Genomic DNA, 18552 nt, shown 5'->3' with positions numbered 1-18552 from the left:
AATACAGGCATTAGCCTATCGCTTTAAAATTATTATGGCAAGAGATTTAAGATTAACTAGAAATATTGGTATCGCTGCCCACATCGATGCTGGTAAGACTACAACGACAGAGCGTATCCTTTACTACTCTGGCGTAAACCACAAAATCGGTGAGGTTCACGAAGGTGCATCTACCATGGACTGGATGGAGCAAGAAGCAGAGCGTGGTATCACGATCACTTCAGCAGCTACTACAGTTTTCTGGAACTACCGCGACAAAAAATACCAAGTAAACGTAATTGATACGCCAGGACACGTGGATTTTACCGTAGAGGTAAACCGTTCTTTGCGTGTATTAGACGGATTGGTATTCTTATTCTCCGCAGTAGACGGAGTAGAGCCACAGTCTGAGACAAACTGGCGTTTGGCTGATAACTACAAAGTGCCACGTATTGGTTTCGTAAACAAAATGGACCGTTCTGGTGCTGACTTCTTGAAAGTTGTTGGTCAAGTAAAATCTATGTTAGGTTCTGAAGCTGTTGCTTTGCAATTGCCAATCGGTGCCGAAGATACCTTCAAAGGTGTGGTTGATTTGATCAACAACCGTGGTATCGTATGGAACGAGCACGATAAAGGAATGACCTTTACAGAAGTGCCAATTCCTGACGATATGTTGGACGAGGTGGCTGAATACCGCGAGAAATTATTGGAAGCAGTAGCTGGATATGATGAGACTTTGATGGAGAAATCTTCGAAGATCCTAATTCATTGACTGAGCGCGAAATCTTGAACGCATTACGTGCAGCTGTTTTAGATAACTCTATCGTACCTATGGTATGTGGTTCATCTTTCAAAAACAAAGGTGTACAAACCATGCTTGACTTGGTAATGGAATTATTGCCTTCGCCAATGGATTCAGAAGGTGTTCAAGGTACACATCCTGACACTGGTGCTGAATTATTGCGTAAGCCAGATGTAAACGAGCCTTTCGCGGCTTTAGGATTCAAAATCGCGACTGACCCATTCGTAGGTCGTTTGTGTTTCATCCGTGCATACTCTGGTAAATTAGATGCAGGTTCTTACGTATTGAACACACGTTCTGGTAACAAAGAGCGTATCTCTCGTATCTTCCAAATGCACGCTAACAAGCAAAATCCTATCCCTTTCATCGAGGCTGGTGATATCGGTGCAGTAGTAGGTTTCAAAGACATCAAAACAGGTGATACACTTTGTGATGAAAAACACCCTATCGTGTTAGAGTCGATGAACTTCCCTGAGCCGGTTATCGGTTTAGCGATCGAGCCAAAAACACAAGCTGATATGGATCGTTTGGGTATTGGTCTTGGTAAATTGGCTGAAGAGGATCCAACATTCGTTGTGAACACCGACGAAGATACTGGTCAAACCGTAATCTCTGGTATGGGTGAGCTTCACTTAGAGATCTTGATCGATCGTTTGAAACGTGAGTTCAAAGTAGAAGTAAACCAAGGAGCTCCTCAAGTTTCTTACAAAGAGTCTATCAACGGTACTACTGAGCACCGTGAAGTATTCAAGAAACAATCAGGTGGTCGTGGTAAATTTGCGGACATTAAAGTGGTAATCTCTCCAGCAGATGAAGATCACGACTTGTCAAAATCTCCACTTCAATTCGTGAACGAGATCGTTGGTGGTAAAATCCCTAAAGAATTTATCCCTTCTGTTCAGAAAGGTTTTGAAACTTCAATGGCAAACGGTGTATTGGCTGGATATCCATTATCTGGTATGAAAGTTCGTTTGATCGATGGTTCATTCCACGCAGTCGATTCAGATTCACTATCTTTCGAGTTAGCAGGTCGTCAAGCATACCGTGAGGCATTGCCAAAATGTTCTCCAGTATTGATGGAGCCAATCATGAAAATCGAAGTATTGACTCCAGAAGAAAACATGGGTGATGTAATGGGTGACTTGAACCGTCGTCGTGGTCAGATGCAAGGTCTTGATTCTCGTAATGGTGCTCAAGTAATCAAAGCATTAGTTCCACTTTCTGAGATGTTTGGTTACGTGACTCAATTGCGTACGATTACTTCTGGACGTGCTACATCTACGATGGAGTTCGATCACTATGCAGAAGCTCCTCGTAACGTGATGGAAGAAGTAATCGCGAAAGCAAAAGGTAAACTTAAAGGTACTGAAGAATAATTCAGTCCTCAAAAATAAACCGATCGCCAGTTGTTAATAGCTCTAATTGGCGATCTTTTTAAAACAATTAAACAATAAACAATGAGCCAAAGAATCAGAATCAAATTGAAATCTTACGATTACAACTTGGTTGACAAATCAGCTGAGAAAATCGTAAAAACGGTAAAACCTACAGGTGCAGTAGTTAGCGGACCAATTCCATTGCCTACAGAGAAAAAAATCTATACGGTTTTACGTTCACCACACGTTAACAAAAAAGCGCGTGAGCAGTTCCAATTAAGTGCTTACAAAAGACTATTGGATATCTACTCTTCTAACTCTAAAACAGTTGACGCGTTGATGAAACTTGAATTGCCTTCAGGCGTTGAAGTTGAAATCAAAGTGTGATCGATTTTCAATCTGAAAAATCTAAAAGCTTCCAGTCCAACTGGGAGCTTTTTTCGTATATGTAATTTTGTGATTTGTAACAAATTCATATATATTTATAAACACTAACTGTGAACTACCTATGCAGGACTCCGAACTAACCAACGAGATACTGCTGTCCAAGTTAAAAGAAAGTGATCACAAAGCGTTTGAGGAAATATATAGACGCTTCTGGCGGTCATCATTTAGACAGCTTTATGCAAAATCAGGTGATCAAGAATTGTCCGAAGAGCTGACGCAGAAGATCTTTGTATCTCTGTGGGAGCGCCGTGCCGATTTACAGATCCAATATCTCCCAGCTTACTTCGCCGCCGCCGCGAAATTCAGTTTTATCAATCATCTTAAATCACGAATTAAAGTCGAGCGCTTTATGCACATTACGCAATCGGAAGATGAATTACAGCAGCAAAACAATAGCCTGGATACGTTGGCTGCTAAAGAACTGATGGAGCAGCTTTACAACGGGTTAGAGCGCTTGTCACCCAAGACACGACAAATATTCTTGATGAGCCGCATAGAATTCCAACCAATAAAAAAGATTGCGCTAGCCCTTCATCTATCTGAAAAAGCAGTAGAATACCACATCACCAAATCCCTAAAGACATTGCGTATCGTATTACGCGACTACCTTACGATAGGTATTGTCGCTATTGGGTTCAGTAGCACAGTTCTATTTTCCTAAAACAAGGAAATAAAAAAAGTTCAATTTTTATTTAGGGGTGTGGCTTACTTGTGCTACTTATAGTGTAGATCGCCGGATTATTTTCTGCGTTCGCTAACCGATATACACTATAAACTGACTTTTCTGATGAGTCGTAAACAATTTCAAGCTATACTGCAACGCTATCTGCAAAAAACTTGTACACCCGACGAAGCGCGTATGGTGCAGCAATGGTACGACAGCCTTCCAGAAAAAGATAAATTATCTTTTAGAGAGGAAGATTATCAAGCCATGGAAGAACGATTATGGCTTAAGATATCTCGATCTACGGAGAAGCCCCAACCTATCATTAGGATACCTACAAAAAACTATCGTTGGATAGCTGTTGCCGCTACGTTGCTATTACCAATCTTGGTGTTTACGTTTTGGCAACCGGCAGAACCGTTAGAAACTGTTTGCAATGATGGTACCGACACGGTTCGCGTGGGTTTACCGGACGGGTCGATCATTCAACTGTTGCAAGGTGGAAGATTAAGCTATCTTTCTGATTTTTCGCAGCGCAGCGTTTCGCTAGAAGGTAGTGCGATCTTTGATATTACGAATGATCCACTTAGACCTTTTCGAGTACTCCACGGTAAGATGACCACGGAAGCATTAGGTACTCATTTTTTGATACAAGACACGGATAAAGAACGGAGTGAAGTAATCGTATTTTCGGGCAAGGTACATGTATCGCAAACCTGCCATGATACTGCGCTACCAATGCGCCTCTTTACGAAATCATCCACCAATAATCTAACATTAGCCACTAATCATCGCGCAGTATTTAATAAAAAACGAGAAACATTACACGCTACCATTGTCGAAAAACCTAAACCTGTGGTGCTAGACAAGGCGTTACTTGCTCAAGTACGCTATCAGGCCATTGATCTCTCCAAATTGGCCAACAAGCTTAGCAAAATATATGAGCTTGATATACGGGTAACCCCCACCCATCAAAGTACCACGTTTACCGGCGATCTAGACAATCTAACACTGTTCGAACAGCTTGATCTGATCTGCGCTGTAACTGCTACACGCTATGTAATTAAGGATCGTCAAATTTCAATATTATAATGACTAACAGTAAAACACACAACTATGATAAAAACAAAAACTCAATTTCAAACCACCCACCTTCTAACTGCCAACAACATGTTGAACCAGCAGATGGACATCTGACCGAGAAAACCATTGGTAAACGAAAAAAATCAGAATTATGAACTTCACAAAATACAGTACCAGATTAGTCGCTATCAATAGAAAAGCCCTACGTTGTGGCTTGCTATTCTTAGCGCTGCTGGTTGGAGCGGAAACGCAAGGCGCAAAAAGCGAAAATCCAACCCATCAAAAAGTGACACTCACAGAGAAAAGAATTAGTTTGCAACGTACGATTAACGAAATCGAAAAGCAGACCGAAATCAAGTTTGTCTACAGCCCATCGGTATTGCAGACCACACGTATGCTTGATCTGAAAACGACAGATTGGGTACTCGGGCAGCTATTGAACCAGATACATACGGATCTTGATGTGCAATACAAATTAGAAAACAAGAAAATTTTATTGCTTCGTGCAACTGCACAAAATACTATTCGAGGCCAAGTAGTTGATGCTGCAAATAAACGAGGAATTGAAGGGGTAAGTATTGTCCTAAAGGGCACGAACATCAGTACGCGCACAGATGAAGACGGAAACTTCCAAATCAGCGCTAATGTGGGCGACGTGCTTACGTTTGATTACATCGGCTACACACAAAAAGATGTATCTGTGACATCTGCAACTGGTAATTTAACAGTACAAATCAGCGAATCCACCAGTAATTTGGATGAAGTGGTGGTTACTGGTTATGCTACACAGCGCCGTAAGGACTTAACCAGTGCAGTTTCTGTAGTAAATGTTTCAGAAATGAATCGCCAACCGTCTGGACAGATCAACAATCAATTACAAGGACAAGCATCAGGCGTTACGGTAATCGGTTCGGGTCAGCCCGGTCGCGAGCCGCAGGTGCGTATTCGCGGTATTAACACATTTGGCAATAACTCACCGTTATATGTAGTCGACGGTATTCCGATTCAGAACATCGTAGATCTTAACCCAAATGATATCGACCAGATGCAAGTATTGAAAGACGCTGGTTCGGCCTCGATATATGGTGCACGTGCAGCCAACGGTGTCATCATCATTACCACCAAAAAGGGAAAACAAGACGGCGAAGTGCGCGTGAATTATGATATGTTCTACGGTAGTCAGCGTCCTATTCGCGGCAACATTTGGGATATCGCTTCACCATTAGATAATGCTCGTTTGACCTTTCAGGCACAACGCAACAGCGGCTTGACCGACATTGGCAATGATCTTTATGGTACAGGTGCAGAACCTCGCCTACCAGATTACATTGCGCCGCAAGGCGCGATGGAAGGTGATCCTCGCGTAAACCCTGCATTATACAATGTGAATCCAAACTTTTTCGACAGAAATGCAGGCGATTTTTACCGTATAAACAGAGCCAATCATGCAGGCACAGATTGGGCAGATGAGATTTTCAGTAACGCACCGATCATGAGTCACAATATTGCGGTAAGCCACGGTAATGAAAAAGGCGCATTCCTATTCTCCGCGAATTATTTTGACCAGCAGGGTGTGCTGAAAAATACATTTATGAATCGCTATACGGTGCGTGCTAACTCCAACTATAAAATTGGTAACCGAGTGCGTATTGGAGAAAACATCACCTATTCCCTACGCCGTTCACCACAAACTGGTGAAGGTTCTATAACTGGAGGCATGGGAAATGACGGTATTGGCGAATTGGATGAAGGAAATGCCATTGGCATGAGTTTTCGACAAGCACCTATCATTCCGGTTTATGATATTATGGGAAATTATGCCGGTACTGCCGGTGGCGGATTGGGAAATGCACGTAATCCTGTAGCTATGCTGGATCGTATGCGCAATAACCGCAGCCAAAACAGCCGATTGATCGGTAATGTATTCGCCGAAGTGGATCTATGGAAAAATTTCACTGCGCGTACCGTATTCGGAGGTGAGATCAATGCCGGTAATTCACAACGTTTCGTATTCCCTCAATACGAAAACTTAGAAAACGAGGTGGCAAATGCCTACACAGAAAACTCCGTAGATGCTTGGAACTGGACATGGACCAATACCATTAACTACAAACAGAACTTCAATAATATCCATGATATCTCGGTAGTAGTAGGTACCGAATCTTTTCAGGAAAATTTCCGCTTTATGGAAGCAAGCACGCAAGGTTACGTGTCATTCGACCGTGATTTTGTCGACCTAAGTACAGGCTTTGGTGCGCAGACAGCCCGATCAGCCCGTGATGCTTCTACCCTATCATCCTATATCGGTCGTGTAGATTACAATTTTAAGCAAAAGTATTTGCTGGGTTTAACGATTCGCCGCGATGCGTCTTCTAAATTTTTAAATAATCAATCGGGTTGGTTTCCTGCAGTAAGTGCGGGTTGGCGCGTATCTGATGAGCAATTTATGTCGGGAGCTAAAAATTGGCTGAACGATTTCAAAATTCGTGGTGGATATGGAGTAATGGGTAATCAGCTCAACGTCAACTCACGCAACGCTTATGACACGTTCGTAGGGGTACGCCGTTCCTCCTACTATGACATCACAGGATCTGGAAATAGCACTGCATTAGGTATTCAACCTTTCCGCATAGGTAATCCCGATGCGCGTTGGGAGAAAAACATTAATACAAATGTTGGTTTTGATGCCACTTTATTCTCCCGCTTAGAGCTGAACGTAGATTACTATAGTAAAGTAGTGGACGACCTACTGTATAATCCCGAATTGCCTGGAACAGCGGGTCGCGCACTACAGCCATTTACCAACGTAGCTCGTATGAAAAACTCCGGACTAGATCTAGCCATTACCGGAAACTTTGATCTTGGACCAGATCTGAAATTAACCACGACCGGTACGTTGACTACCTACAAAAATAATATCGAAAGTATTTCGCAAAATAGTGACTACTTTGATGTGATCGGCACGCAATATCGGTACAATGGCAACTACGTCGTGCGAAACTCCGTAGGCAATCCGATGGGATCCTTCTTCGGATACCAGGTAGATGGATTCTGGAACTCACAAGAAGAAGTAAATGCAGCCAATGCGAGTGCAAGACAAGTCTCAGGAAATCCTGAAGCTGTGTATCAAACGGATATTGGCGTAGGTCGATTCCGTTATGCAGATGTTAATGGCGATGGTATCATCACTGCGGACGATCGTACCGTATTAGGAAACCCTAACCCAACGATGAGCTACGGACTAAATCTTGGGTTAACTTACAAAAATTGGGATTTCAGCGCATTCTTCTACGGCGTAGCGGGTAATGATATTTGGAACAATGTACGCTGGTATACTGACTTTTATTCGTCGTTCAATGGCAGTGCTAATAGCAATACGGCCGTGTACAATTCTTGGACACCAGAAAACATGAATGCCAAAGCACCAATACAAGAGCTAGACGGATTTACCAGCACCAAAAATGTACCTAACTCCTATTTCGTAGAGCCAGGAGGCTACCTCCGTTTGCGTAATGCGGCCTTGGGATATACTTTGCCACAAGAATGGTTGACTCGAGCACGTCTAAAACGCGTACGTATATATGTGCAGGCTGCCAATCTATTTACTATCACTAAATACACAGGACCAGACCCAGAAATCGCTGGTTCGACAACCGCATTCGGAATTGACCAAGGAACATACATCACACCTCGTCAGATCTTATTTGGATTGAATGTTGGGTTTTAAAATTTAGAAATTATGAAAACGAAACTTCTAACAATTATACAATGGGGATTATGCAGTACTTTGCTGATTTCCGGCTGTAGCAAATCATTTTTAGAACAAGGTCCAATAGGCGAACTTCCTGCAGAAGACCTTGGGAACAAAGTAGGCGTCATGTCTTTACTTACCGGAACCTACTCAGCATTAGCCGCCGCAAGCAACGACGACGGCTTAGGTGGTGGTGGTCCTTGGGAATCTTCGCCCGATAACTGGATTTATGGTTCGGTAGCGAGTGGCGAAGCCACAAAGGGAGTGATGGTGGAGATCAGCCCGCGATCAATCAGATAGCGCGCCTATCGTTTGATGCTAGTAATGGTTTTTTTAACAATAAATGGAAATCGTCTTTCGAAGGTGTTAATCGCGCCAATCAGACCTTACGATTTTTAAATCTTGCGACAGACGTAACCGATCAAGAGCGATTAGAAATTGCTGCACAAGCGCGTTTCTTACGTGCACATTTCTATTCGGATCTCAAGAAAATGTTTAATCAAGTGCCATGGATTGATGAAGCGAGCGAAACTTACTATGCACCGAATACAGCAGATATTTGGCCACAGATTCAGGCTGATTTTGAATATGCATACGAGAATCTTCCGGCGACACAAACTGAGGTGGGTCGAGTAAATAAATGGGCTGCAGGCGCTTACCTAGGCAAAACCTTGTTGTATCAAAAAAAATATCCAGAGGCTGTTACTGTTTTTACGGATGTCATCACCAATGGAGTAACCAGTAATGGACTACAGTACGACTTAGTGCCATTTAGAAACAACTTTGATGCGGCGACGAAGAATAACGCTGAGTCGGTATTTGCCATACAGATGGTAGCTAACGATGGGACAAACTCCATCACGTTTGCCAACTCTGGCGGTCGTTTGAATTTTCCATACGAAAGTCCATTTCGCTGCTGCGGGTTCTATCAGCCAACTCAAGATTTAGTCAATTCATATCGTACATCGCCGACCACAGGATTGCCTTATTTGGATGATTATAATAGTACTGCTATCGCTAGCGATATGAATGTTGCTTCCGATGCGGCTTTCACTCCTGATTCTACTACAGTAGATCCTCGGTTGGATTGGACGGTAGGAAGACGTGGAATTCCCTTTCATGATTGGGGCTTGCATCCAGGTCGTCGCTGGATTCGAGAACAATCGAGCGCAGGACCTTACAGTAATAAAAAGAACATTTATTGGCAAGCTACACAAGATAGGTTCTCAGACCAAAGTTCGTGGGCACCTGGCACCGCGATCAATGTACTAGTGATTCGTTTCGCGGATGTGTTATTAATGGCGGCCGAAGCTCAAGCACAAACCGGTTCTTTGGCAATAGCGCAGACGTATGTGAATCGCGTAAGAGCGCGAGCTGCCATACCATCGGGCTGGCTCTATAGTTACATCAATAACAGTGCACCAATGGCGGGCTTCAATACTACTCCTGCGGCTAATTATTTGATCAATGAATATCCAGCAGGCTACTTCAGTTCTCCTGAAATAGCATTGAAGGCAATCTATTTTGAGCGTAAGCTGGAGTTGGCCATGGAAGGTCATCGTTTCTTTGACTTATCGCGCTGGGGAATACTACAAACCACGATGAATACCTTCTACGAATATGAAGGCGGTATTACGACGGATGTGCGCGGTGCTACAGCTATTTCCCGCACAAACTATTTTCCGATTCCACAGAATCAAATTGATTTGAGTGTAATCAATGGATCGGCTACTTTAACTCAAAATCCGGGGTATTAGGATTAATCAATTTCACTATACATAACAAGCCCAGCCAAATGGCTGGGCTTGTTATTCTTATAATTTCGAAGAGTCTCACAAAATTATCGATGTTTGAAGTAAAAATTCAATCTCACTTATGTCTTACATACTACAGTATCAAGATAACACCAAATTGTGCACTTCTCAAGAAATTATTGAAAACGTTGAAGTTTGTTTTAAATTCCGAACTAGAACTACGAGTACTATTATCTCCGTTGTGGACAGTGCTAAATGTATGATAGGATAAGAAGTTTGGGTACAAGAAGTTCAACGCAATGCCTTTATCAAGAAAGAAATTAGCGCCAATCCCAGCTTTCGCCAAAACACCTTTCATCCTGTATTCTGATAAAATTTTTGATTGTTGCCACTGTTCTTGTCTAATCAAGTGGTAACCGACTGCCAGCTCCGTATATGGCTTTAATCGTGAACCTATTTCTAAAAAGTAGTAGCGGCCGAATGTTCCGACATCAAATGTTTTTAATTTTTGTCGATCCTCAGCTATAGTTCTAGGACGCCCTTCGGTGTTGCCATTCCCAAAACCAGCCGCCAAACCTACCGCAAAATGATCACTTAAAAAAGTTCCCACCTTTGGAACGAAATTAAAAGATGCTGTCCTGTCAAGGGTACTTTTATCGCGTACTACAGATGTCTGAATACTAGCCTCCAAAAAAATATCCTTCTTTTTAAATCCGAAATCCTGCGCTGATCCCGCAGAAGCAAACACTGCGATCAGGGTAATGGTCAATAATAATCTTTTCATAATTTGGTAAAATGCCCACGAAGATAATCTAAAGAACAGACATAATAAATTATTTTGAGAGCACAGTCTCAAATAAAAAACGCAGTGAAAATCACTGCGTTTTTTATTATTTAAAGAGAAATTTGTCTGTTTAGCCTGTTACTAGCTTCTTAGAATTGGATGCACTATTGTACAAAGCATCAATCGTCTTATTCAATGTTGTCGACGGACGCATCGCTTCAGAAGCTAACTCGTCTTTCGGGAAATAGTAACCACCAATATCTTGTGCTTTACCTTGCGCGTCGATCAACTCTTGATTGATTTTAGACTCGTTTTCTGCTAGCGCTTTTGCTACTGGCGTAAAACTTTCCGCTAACTCAGCATCAGCAGTTTGTGCTGCTAAAGCTTCAGCCCAGTAACTTGCCAAGTAGAAGTGCGATCCTCTGTTATCTAATTGACCAACTTTACGAGCTGGTGATTTATCATTAGCCAAGAATTTAGCATTTGCTTGATCCAAAGCATCCGCTAATATTTGCGCTTTTGCATTGTCTTGTGTTTGTGCTACATGCTCAAATGAAGCTTGCAATGCCAAAAACTCACCCAGTGAATCCCAACGTAGGTAGCCTTCAGTGACAAATTGCTCTACGTGCTTTGGTGCTGAACCGCCCGCTCCAGTTTCAAACAATCCACCGCCGTTCATCAATGGTACGATAGAAAGCATTTTAGCAGAAGTACCTAACTCTAAAATTGGGAATAAGTCTGTCAAATAATCACGCAATACATTGCCAGTTACAGAAATGGTATCCTCGCCTTTGCGAATACGATCAACCGAGAATTTGGTAGCTTCGATAGGCGCCAAGATCCGGATATCGACATCGCTAGTATCATGATCTTTTAGATAGCGTTCTACTTTTGCAATGATCTCACGATCGTGCGCACGATCTTTATCTAGCCAAAATACCGCTGGTGTATCAGATAATCGAGCACGATTTACCGCTAGTTTAACCCAGTCTTGGATCGGAGCATCTTTCGTTTGGCTCATGCGGAAAATATCGCCTTCCGCAACCGCTTGCTCCAATAGCACTACATCTTCACTACTCACGACACGGATCGTACCTTCTTCGGTAGCCTGAAACGTTTTATCATGTGAGCCATATTCTTCTGCTTTTTGTGCCATCAAGCCCACATTCGGCACTGATCCCATCGTAGTAGGATCGTATGCACCATTAGCTTTACAGTCTTCGATCACCGCTTTATAAACACCTGCGTAAGAACGATCTGGAATAATCGCTAATGTATCGCGCTCAGCACCATTTTTGTCCCACATCTTACCACCAATACGAATCATCGCTGGCATAGAAGCATCTACAATTACATCCGACGGTACATGTAGGTTGGTAATTCCTTTGTCCGAATTCACCATCGCCAAATCAGGACCTGCTTCTATTGCTGCTTCAATCGCAGCCTTTACTTCACTTTCTTGCGCGTGACCAGCAATTTTGCTATATACTTCGCCCAGACCGTTATTGGTATTGACACCTAATTCTGCGAATAGCGAACCAAATTGATCAAATACATCCTTAAAATAGACTTCTACAATAGCAGCGAAAATGATCGGGTCAGATACCTTCATCATCGTCGCTTTTAAATGCGCTGACAATAATATTCCTGATGCCTTTGCTTCTGCGATCGCAGCTTGTACAAAAACCTTCAGCTTCGCCACGCTCATTACAGAAGCATCAATAATTTCTCCTGCTTTTAGCTGTGCTAAGCCTTTCAGTTCTTGGATCTCACCTGTTGCATTTACAAATTCGATCTTGAACTGGGTATCGCTTTCTAGCGTCATTGATTTTTCTGAACCGTAGAAATCACCTTCCGACATAGAAGCTACTTCTGTTTTGCTATCGTTGGCCCAGGTACCCATGCGATGCGGATTGGCTTTCACATAGTTTTTAACCGCTTTTGGCGCACGACGATCAGAGTTACCTTCACGTAATACTGGATTCACTGCCGAACCTAGTACTTTAGAGTACGTAGCTTTTATATTCTTTTCTTCTTCCGTAGTTGGAGCATCCGGATAGTTAGGAATTGCAAAACCTGCTTTTTGCAACTCTGCGATCGCACTTTTCAATTGTGGTACGGATGCAGAAATATTCGGAAGCTTGATGATATTAGCTTCTGGAGTAGTCGCCAGCTGGCCTAATTCTGCCAAGGCATCGCTCGTCTTTTGCTCTTCTGACAATGCGTCGCTAAAGTGAGCCAAGATTCTTCCAGCAAGCGAAATGTCTTTCAACTCGACTTCGATATCTGCTGTCTTGGCAAACGCTTGGACTATGGGTAAAAATGAATAGGTGGCCAGCAAAGGCGCTTCGTCTGTTTTTGTATAAATAATTTTAGATGACATAATATCTTTTTTGTAATCACCTCAAAGATAGCAAAATCATTAGACATAGCCCGACCTAGCGTTGAGAATTCCGATGCGCAAAGTAGAAAACCACAGGTAATATGGTGAATGATAGAACTAGACAAATCAACAAGCCACCGACGATCATTATCGCCAACGGTTTTTGAATTTCGGAACCCATACCTGTGGACAACGCGGCAGGCAATAAGCCCATCGATCCCATCAGAGCAATCATTACAACCGGACGAATACGACTGCGCACGCCTTGCTGTATGGCTTCAATAAGACTGAACCTACGATTCAGATTATCTCGAATCACTCCTATTAGCACGATGCCATCAATAGTAGCTACACCAAACAGAATGATAAATCCTATACCTGCAGAGATTCCGAAAATCGTTCCTGTTATCCAAAGCGAGATAAAGCCTCCAATAAATGCGAACGGCAAAGTCAATGCTGCCACAGCTGTATCTGTAAAATTGCCGAAGTTGAAATACAGAAGTAGCAAAATAAGCACTAATGATACCGGTACTACTAAGCTTAACTGCTTAGCAGCACGCTCTTTACTCTCAAACTCTCCTGCCCATTCCATATGATTTTCTTTAGGCAGACTTACTTCTTGTGCCACAACACGCTTCGCATCTTCGATCGTGCTTCCTAAATCGCGCCCCTCGATACTAAACCCTACGCCGATATACCGACTATTTCCTTCGCGATAAATGAAAGCTGGACCCGTATGATAATCCACAGTCGCAATTTCTTGGAGTGGGATATTCTGACCGTTGCTAGTAGGGATCAAAATATTACGGATTTTTTCAGGTGTATCTCGATATCCTTCTTCAAATCGTAGTACAATATCAAACTGCCGATCTCCTTCGTAGAATTTGGTGGCAGCTTGGCCACCAATTGTCATGGCAATCACCGCCTGCACTTCATCTGTAAAAACACCGTACTTAGCCATTTCCGAATCATGTAGCTGTATCCGTAGTTCGGGCTGACCAATATTTTTGTAAACATTGATATCGGTTATTCCGCGTACCTTTTCGATGGATGCAGCTACTTGATTAGCGTAGCTTCCAAATCATAGAGATCGTCTCCAAAAATTTTGATGACGAGCGAACTTTTTACGCCGGCCACATATTCTTCTACGTTATCTTGGATTGGTTGACTAAAACCAAAGTTGACGCCGGGATATCGGTTTAGCTTCTCTCGCAAATCTTGAATGATTTGCTCTTTGGAAACACCGCCTTCCCATTCCCCTTCATCTTTAAGCTGCACGTTAAACTCAATATTAAAAAATCCGGTCGGATCGGTACCATCATTCGGACGCCCAGTTTGCGTCAGCACAAAATCAATCGCACTACTACTTTCACGCATCATTTGCTTCATCTCTTTGGTGAGTCGGGTGGATTCCTTAAGACTGATACTATTGGGTAAAGTAGCGCGAATATAGATAGCTCCTTCGTTAAGTTGCGGAAGAAATTCGGAACCGTAGTGCATAAATCGTACAATACAGATGCTTAAAATTCCAATAAAAATAGCAATCGTGGCCTTTTTATATCGAAATGCAGTGGCATACATCCCATAGATATTTCGTTGGAAAAAGCGGGTAATTGCATTTTCTTTTTCTTCGATATCTTTGGTAAATAACAGTTTACACATGGCCGGCACGTAGGTCAAACTCAAGATAAGAGAGCCAAATAGTGCATATCCTAGCGTAAATGCCAAAGGTGAAAACATTTTTCCTTCTACCTTTTGAAAGGAGAAAATTGGCAGCAACGCAACAATTAGGATCAGTAAAGCAAAGAAAATATAGGAAGCTACACTACCTGCACTTTTCTTGATAACACCCATCTTGCTCATCTTTGCAAAGCGTTCTTTGCCAACCTGATGAGATACGGTCGCGAGTGCTACAAATACGGTTTCAACGATTACCAAGGTACCTTCTAATAAGAGTCCAAAATCCAGCGAACCCATAGAAATTAGATTGGCAGGTAAGCCTTGAATCTTTAACATAATAATGGCAAAAAGGAATGCCAACGGAATTACAGATGCCACTATGAAAGTGGATTTCCAATTGTACAAGAAGATAAATACGATGAGTGAAACTAGCAATACGCCCTCCACTAAATTCCGAGATACGGTATTCACGGTATTGTCAACCAACTTCGTACGATCTATCACGGTTTCCATCTGCACATTTTCAGGAAGAATTCGTGTGTTTAGCTCTTCGATTTTAGTTTTCAATCGTTCGATAACCTCATTCGGATTCTCACCACGCAGCATAATCACGATGCCTTGTACCAAATCATCCTCATCGTTATAACCGACTTGCCCTAACCGTGGTTTGTTCGAAATAACTACATCAGCTACATTCTTGATGAGTACTGGTGTAGAGCGATTGAGTTTTATGGTAATATTTCCGATGTCCTCGATCTTGTCCAAAAGGCCAACGCCACGAACGACATATGCCTGGTCGCCTTGCTGAATAACATCTCCACCTACATTGATATTAGATCGTGCTACGGCTTCGTATACATCAAGAGGCGAAAGATCAAAGTTCTTTAGCTCGGTGGGGTTTATCTTAATTTCATAAATCTTTTCCTCGCCTCCGAAGCTCACGATATCTGCAACGCCTGATACACTCAAAAGCTCTCTTTCAATAACCCAATCTTGAATCGCTGACACCTCTTTTATTGGGAGATCACTTTTGATAACATAGCGAAATATTTCTCCTGTTGCACCAGAAGGTGGCTCTATCTCGGCATCTACATCTTCTGGGAGATTGACTCCGTTGAGCTTATTAGACACGTATTGCTGTGCATAGAAATCATCTACGCCATCTTCAAATTGTACGGTTACGACAGAAAGACCAAACAGCGAAATCGAGCGAATGTGTGACTTTCTGGGAATGCTGTTCATCTCTTTAGAGATAGGCAATGTAACCAACTTTTCCATTTCCTCGGCACTTCTGCCGGGCCATTGCGTAATGATGCGAGCTCGCGTATTGGTAACGTCTGGAAAAGCTTCTATAGGAGTATGGCGCAACGAATACACACCTGCAAAAAGCAGCAGCATCGTACCAAACAAAATGAGCGTCGTGTTACGCAGTGAAAAGGTAACAATCTGTTGTACAAACTTCTTCATGGTAACTTACTGATTTAGCTGTTCAAAGATCAACAGCGCGTTTGATCCAATTATTTTTTCATCCGCTGCAAAGCGCTCTTTTACGTATGTGTACTCTTCATTGCTCGCGATTTGATTAATTTGTCGTACTTCCAGTGCGCAGTCGTCTTTATAGATCACCACATATTCTTTGTTGTTGCTAAAAACCTTGGCTGCATTAGGAACGGCAAAAGCTTTTTCGGCTGAACTCTTGCGATCTATGATAATATCAGCACTCAATCCAGGCATTAAGTTGAGGTTTTGATTATCCAGTACGACACGCGCTTTTAGCACATGTTCTTCATTGTCGAATACATTATAAATTTTATCAATAGTACCTGTATATAGTTGATCAGGGTAAGCGACCGTACGTACCTTTACTTGATCGCCATTATTTACAAATCGTAGATTTCGTGCATAAATATTTACCATAACCCACACTTGCTTGAGATTTGATATAGAAAATAATGGCTCACTATCCTCTTTAATACTTTGGCCCGCGCTGATTGCTTTTTGTATTATATAGCCATCTTTGGGTGCCAAAATTTGAAAAGTACCGGGGCCTGCTGCTTTAAAAAGCTGTAATGATTGTACTACACGATCTAATTCTATTCGTGCACTGGCTAATTCATTCTCGGCTTCTAATACCTCTGGTTTAGATGCCAACCCGTCTTCGAGTAATTCTCTTTTGGTTTGTAACTGATGTTCAAGTGTCTGAATTTGACTTTGTTGAAAACGGCGCTGTTGTACTAAATCTTGGATTTCATTGGACTTAACTGTAGCCAGTACTTGCCCTTTGCGCACAAAATCACCAAGCTCGAATTGTACCTGTTCCACCGTGCCGACTAGCAAACTTTGAAATGCTACTAAATCATTTTCATTGTACTCAACCTTTCCTGAAAGCGCCAATTGCTCCGTAACGGGGCGTTCCAGTACTTCTAGGATAGCCATACTGCTTCGCAATTGTTCATCTATACAATATGTTCGTGTTGAATCTACTGATTGATCTTCAGCATTGGATTGGCTTGTCGTATTGGTACAAGAAGAAAGAGCCAAGCTGGCTAATATTACAAAATAATTTATTTGCTTATTCATGATGCTAAAAGTCATTACCAACTACAAATTGTAGTTCCTCGTAGGTGTTTAAATAGTTTTTTTGTATTTCCAACATCGACTGATACGATGCTCGCCAAGCTTGGGTAAAATCGATAAATTCCAATAAGGTTATTTGCTTAGAAAGCATGTTTTTATGATAGTTTTCCAACATCTTGCTCTCTGCATCCAAATCCAGATTAGACCAGCGATCGAGTGTTTGTCGATAATGCATGAGTTGCGAAGTAAGGCTTGCCAAACGCGTGTCTAGGGCGATTTCGATGGCCGATCGGTTAGCTCGTTCTTCTTCTATTTGGTATTGAGCGACCTTAATATTTCCTTTATTTCGATTGAATAATGGAAGATCCATACTGACGCCTAGTCCGAAAAAATCTTGCATTATATTTCCTCCGCGATCATAATTTACCTGCACGGTAAGATCTGGTTTTCTATTAGCAAGTGCGAGTTCTAGCTCCTTATCAGCAATAAGTTGCTGATTTTTCTGTCTTTTTATCCCCAGATTGTTCTCGTAAGCTTGTTGACGAGCATCCAGTGGCACCACGCGATTGAGCTTTTGTGGCATTTCTACAAAGGACAATTGTTCGACACTTATGCTTGGCATACTTGTGAGTGCTTGTAGCACACCTATTGCCTCAATCAATTCGGCTTGGAGATCCACTTGATCTTTTTCCATCGTCACTAATTCCGACTGAATTCTTAGCCAATCCGCTTTAGATACGTTTTGACTAGCGGCCTGTCTTTTGAAAGTTTCGCTAAGATTGGCAAATACAGCGACAGATTCTTGCAATTTTGCAAGATCATTAGTTATGACATATAATTCATTGTAGGCTTGCCGAAGATCTTTACGCAACTCGCGCATGAGCTCTTCATATTCGTAAACGGCATCATTTTTTTCAAGCGAACGGATAGCCACGCGCTTCTTCCGCTTTCCTGCTGTTTCGATCAATTGTTCCAAATCTACCGCAATTTGTTGCGTGCGACCGTAATTGCCAAATAATCGGGCAAACTGCTCACTGGTCTGATTGCTCCACAGATTTACTTCGCTAATACTTAAAGTAGGATTTTCCCATAATTTTTCTTGTACAATCTCGGCATCAGCTTGGTTGACTTGGAATCGGGAAGCAATGAGCATATAATTGTTCTGCAAGAAAGCAGCCTCCAATTGCTCTAGCGAGTAGGTTTGGGCTTGTCCGGGTTGCGAAAAGAGCAGGCCGGCCAATAGCAGAATATAAAATGTTTTCAAGACGTATT

12 protein-coding genes and 1 pseudogene are annotated in these 18552 nt (G+C 42.2%); 7 read left to right on the top strand and 6 right to left on the bottom strand.

Features of this window, described 5'->3' with window-relative positions; all coding sequences use genetic code 11:
- Window positions 1-34: 34 nt before the first annotated feature.
- The 7 genes and pseudogenes from fusA (at window position 35) to A0125_RS04815 (ending at window position 9859) form a co-directional block, all read left to right on the top strand.
- A pseudogene (gene fusA, locus A0125_RS04840) lies at window positions 35-2157 on the top strand (elongation factor G).
- Window positions 2158-2238: 81 nt separating this feature from the next.
- Complete coding sequence (gene rpsJ, locus A0125_RS04835; protein ID WP_066753028.1) at window positions 2239-2544, top strand: 30S ribosomal protein S10; 306 nt, start codon at window positions 2239-2241, stop codon at window positions 2542-2544.
- 121 nt (window positions 2545-2665) lie between these two features.
- Complete coding sequence (locus A0125_RS04830) at window positions 2666-3265, top strand: sigma-70 family RNA polymerase sigma factor (RefSeq protein WP_066753025.1); 600 nt, start codon at window positions 2666-2668, stop codon at window positions 3263-3265.
- Window positions 3266-3391: 126 nt separating this feature from the next.
- The gene (locus A0125_RS04825; RefSeq protein ID WP_066753022.1) at window positions 3392-4360 is read left to right on the top strand and encodes a FecR family protein; all 969 of its coding nucleotides are present in this window, start codon (window positions 3392-3394) and stop codon (window positions 4358-4360) included.
- Window positions 4361-4502: 142 nt separating this feature from the next.
- The gene (locus A0125_RS04820; protein WP_066753020.1) at window positions 4503-8078 is read left to right on the top strand and encodes a SusC/RagA family TonB-linked outer membrane protein; all 3576 of its coding nucleotides are present in this window, start codon (window positions 4503-4505) and stop codon (window positions 8076-8078) included.
- Window positions 8079-8090: 12 nt separating this feature from the next.
- Window positions 8091-8402 (top strand): hypothetical protein, encoded by a 312-nt coding sequence (locus tag A0125_RS15815; RefSeq protein WP_197464793.1) that lies wholly within the window; start codon window positions 8091-8093, stop codon window positions 8400-8402.
- Complete coding sequence (locus A0125_RS04815; RefSeq protein ID WP_317038806.1) at window positions 8324-9859, top strand: RagB/SusD family nutrient uptake outer membrane protein; 1536 nt, start codon at window positions 8324-8326, stop codon at window positions 9857-9859. Before A0125_RS15815 ends, A0125_RS04815 begins: the two co-directional genes overlap by 79 nt.
- A gap of 130 nt (window positions 9860-9989) precedes the next feature.
- On the opposite strand, the gene A0125_RS04810 is transcribed toward A0125_RS04815, so the two are convergent.
- From A0125_RS04810 to A0125_RS04790, 6 genes are all read right to left on the bottom strand, one after another.
- Window positions 9990-10640 (bottom strand): outer membrane beta-barrel protein, encoded by a 651-nt coding sequence (locus A0125_RS04810; RefSeq protein ID WP_066753017.1) that lies wholly within the window; start codon window positions 10638-10640, stop codon window positions 9990-9992.
- 130 nt (window positions 10641-10770) lie between these two features.
- Window positions 10771-13023: an NADP-dependent isocitrate dehydrogenase gene (locus A0125_RS04805; RefSeq protein ID WP_066753014.1), complete on the bottom strand. Its 2253-nt coding sequence runs from the start codon at window positions 13021-13023 to the stop codon at window positions 10771-10773.
- Window positions 13024-13078: 55 nt separating this feature from the next.
- Window positions 13079-14044 carry an efflux RND transporter permease subunit gene (locus A0125_RS16345; protein ID WP_262507282.1) on the bottom strand — a complete coding sequence of 322 codons (966 nt, stop codon included), beginning with the start codon at window positions 14042-14044 and terminating at the stop codon, window positions 13079-13081.
- A gap of 35 nt (window positions 14045-14079) precedes the next feature.
- Complete coding sequence (locus tag A0125_RS16340; protein WP_262507276.1) at window positions 14080-16170, bottom strand: efflux RND transporter permease subunit; 2091 nt, start codon at window positions 16168-16170, stop codon at window positions 14080-14082.
- A 6-nt stretch (window positions 16171-16176) separates the two neighbouring features.
- Window positions 16177-17283, bottom strand: a complete 1107-nt coding sequence (locus A0125_RS04795; protein ID WP_197464791.1) for an efflux RND transporter periplasmic adaptor subunit — start codon at window positions 17281-17283, stop codon at window positions 16177-16179.
- Window positions 17284-17287: 4 nt separating this feature from the next.
- Window positions 17288-18544: a TolC family protein gene (locus tag A0125_RS04790; protein ID WP_066753009.1), complete on the bottom strand. Its 1257-nt coding sequence runs from the start codon at window positions 18542-18544 to the stop codon at window positions 17288-17290.
- Window positions 18545-18552: the final 8 nt, after the last annotated feature.

Origin of the sequence: Sphingobacterium populi (assembly GCF_001586775.1) — a bacterium.
Classification (GTDB): Bacteria; Bacteroidota; Bacteroidia; order Sphingobacteriales; family Sphingobacteriaceae; genus Sphingobacterium; species Sphingobacterium populi.
Note: the sequence above shows the minus strand (reverse complement) of the source record. Positions and strands in the feature narration are given on the sequence as shown.